General features: G+C 51.2%; 1 protein-coding gene. It reads left to right on the top strand.

Features of this window, described 5'->3' with window-relative positions:
- Positions 1-709 precede the first annotated feature (709 nt).
- Positions 710-2,816 (top strand): PKD domain-containing protein (locus GOW16_RS22530; protein ID WP_217354720.1); only part of this gene is annotated, 2,107 nt, incomplete at its 3' end.

Genomic DNA, 2,816 nt, shown 5'->3' on the forward strand with positions numbered 1-2,816 from the left:
ATCTGCCGGTCCTCCAGCCAATCGGCCAACTCGCTGGAGATGTAGCTGGACCCGTTGTCGCTGAGCAGCCGTGGCTTTTGCGCATTCCATTTTTCGAAATGACATCTTTGCATGCGCCGCAAACTTTCACCAAGAAACCTAAAGGTTAATCTGAAAGGTGGGTACGGTGAAAAGCGGTCTTTCGTATAGATTCGAGTTCCGGGCGTTATGCGCGGTGTTGGGGCGCGGTTTTTTTTGGTTGCGCTCGGGAGTGGGGCTAAGAGAGCTTATTCTGCGACAGGCAGTAGCTGCTTTTTTAGCAGTATTATTGTGCACTTTGACCCTTCCCAGTCAGGCTTTTGCGCAGGATACAACGCGCCCGGAAGGCAATTTTACGCAAGTCCCGGCGACGCATGACGGATCGACGCCGTTTGACGTCGAGGTTACATTCTCAGAAGAAATTAGGTTTCTGAATTTGTCGGACTTTTCTAGCGTCGTCTACAATGCCAGCGGGGTGCCAAAGGGCGGAGGCTTTAGTATCTTTGAGGTTGCTCCAACCTTCTCGAATCTGCGCAGGGCTCCTTCGGATCCACGAGTTTACACTGTCACTGTTACCCCTAGGGCAAACTTGGACTTTGTTTTGGGAATACCAGCTGGAACATATCAGGATCTGGCCGGAAATTCTGGCTTTGGAATAGGTCAAGACCAATCTCAGAAATCCGGAGTTCCGATGCGCGTGACGGCTACGGAAAATGATGCACCAATCGCTGATGCGGGTGCTGATCAGTCTGTTCAATCAGGGGCAGAGGTAACGCTGGATGGCACAGGCTCATATGACCCGCTTGGCGGAAGAATTACGAACTACCGTTGGGAGCGGACAGGCGGCACGGGTTCTGGATCTGTTGCTCTGAGCGGGGCGAGTACGGCGACGCCAAGCTTCACGGCGGATGTTCTGCAGCCCGCAGACGATCCGGTGACGCATGAGTTCAGCCTTGTGGTGACAGACAATGACGGTGCGGAATCCGTAGCGGATACGGTAACTATTACTGTGGAGATTTTATCTGTCACACGACCCGCCCCGGAGATTTTGGTAGTCTCTTTAGAAAGCGGAGTAGTTGAAGATTTGGATGTATTTGAGGTTGGTGAGTTGCCCATAGGTGAGCCCTATACCGTAAATTACATTGTGCAGAACACTGGAAACGCGCCGCTTATCTTAGGAGATCCTCATCTCAACTTTGACATGGATTTAGTTTCAGCTTCGATCGGTGGTTTTGAAAGAACTATCGAACCGGGAGTGTCAATTAACATCGAAGTGACATTGATACCGATGACTACCAATTTATTTACCTTCCATCTGTCTTTTCCAACGAATGACGAAGATGAGGATTTTTTCTCGATAGGGCTTACAGCGAGGGGAGTGGATGTCAACATTGTCGCCCCCATAGCCGATGCTGGTGTTGATCAGACGGTTGCGTCCGGGGCGGTTGTGACGCTTGACGGGACGGGTTCGTCGGACAGCGATGGCACGATTACGGGATATCGTTGGGAATTGGTGGATTCGGGTGGTGGGATCCTGAATGTGTTTGAAGCCACTTCTGCTCAACCGACGTTCACGGCTGATCCGTTGCGGGCATTTGACAGCCCGGTAACCTATGAGTTCAGTCTTGTCGTGACAGATAATGATGGCGCGGAATCCGAAGCGGATACGGTGCGCGTGACGGTTACGCCCCCTGAGAATGCAGCGCCTGTTTCTGATGCTGGTGTTGACCAGACGGTTGTGTCCGGGGCGGTTGTGACGCTTGACGGGACAGGCTCGACTGACAGCGATGGCACAATCACCGATTATACCTGGATACGTACCGGAGGCAGCGGCACGTTTGATATGTTGACCAATCCGACCTCGGCCATGCCAACGTTTACTGCAGATGCGCTGCAACCCGGGGATAACCCCGTAACCCATGAATTTGGTCTTCTGGTGACAGACGATCAGGGCGCGACCTCCGCACCCGATAGGGTTACTATCACCGTCGTACCGGCTGCCGAAGAGATACGGCAATTTGAGATTTCAGGTTTTTCCGCGTCGCGCCTTGTTGAGGGTAGCATTGTACGCGCCAACGTAAACCTGATTGGCCCACGTTTCCCTGCCGGAACGCCAGAAGAAGACAGAACGTTGACTTTGGAGATTGATCAGTTGTCATCGAACTCTGCTACCGCATCGGATGTCGTCTCGCAGGATTTGACCTTCGTGTTTCCTGTAGCGGAGGAGGATACAAGCTTCAATTTCTCCACAGTTGATGATGATATTCCGGAAGAACTAGAGGTTCTGACACTGCGTCTTGGAAGCTCCCGTACTTCCATAGAAATTGTTGATAACGAACCTTACGACATCAGTTTTTCACCCTCTCAGACTTCGCTGCGTGAAGGAGAAGAGCAGACGGTAAACGTCATCTTGGACAGGGTTTTCCACGCATTGAACCCCCAAAGTTTCCTGTCTCTAAGATTTCAATTTGAAGCTGATCTTGGCGATGCGACTATAAACGATTTGCAGAATGAGGACATCGTTTTTATGGGGGGATCGCCACAAATCGGTGTTGACTTCAATGATGGCGAACAAGAGCAGAGCTTTACAATCGAGGCATTAAACGACCAACGACGAGAGGGAAGAGAAACCGCCGTTGTTCGACTCAATCCAATTTTGGGTGACGCCGATTTGATTAGTGTCGACTCTTTGTCAACACAGTTGAACATAGAAATTTCTGATAGCGTTCTGGATAATGTTGTTCCTGTTTCTGATGCTGGTGTTGACCAGACGGTTGTGTCCGGGGCGGTTGTGACGC

It is taken from the genome of Ruegeria atlantica, from assembly GCF_013033965.1.
GTDB lineage: Bacteria > Pseudomonadota > Alphaproteobacteria > Rhodobacterales > Rhodobacteraceae > Ruegeria > Ruegeria atlantica_D.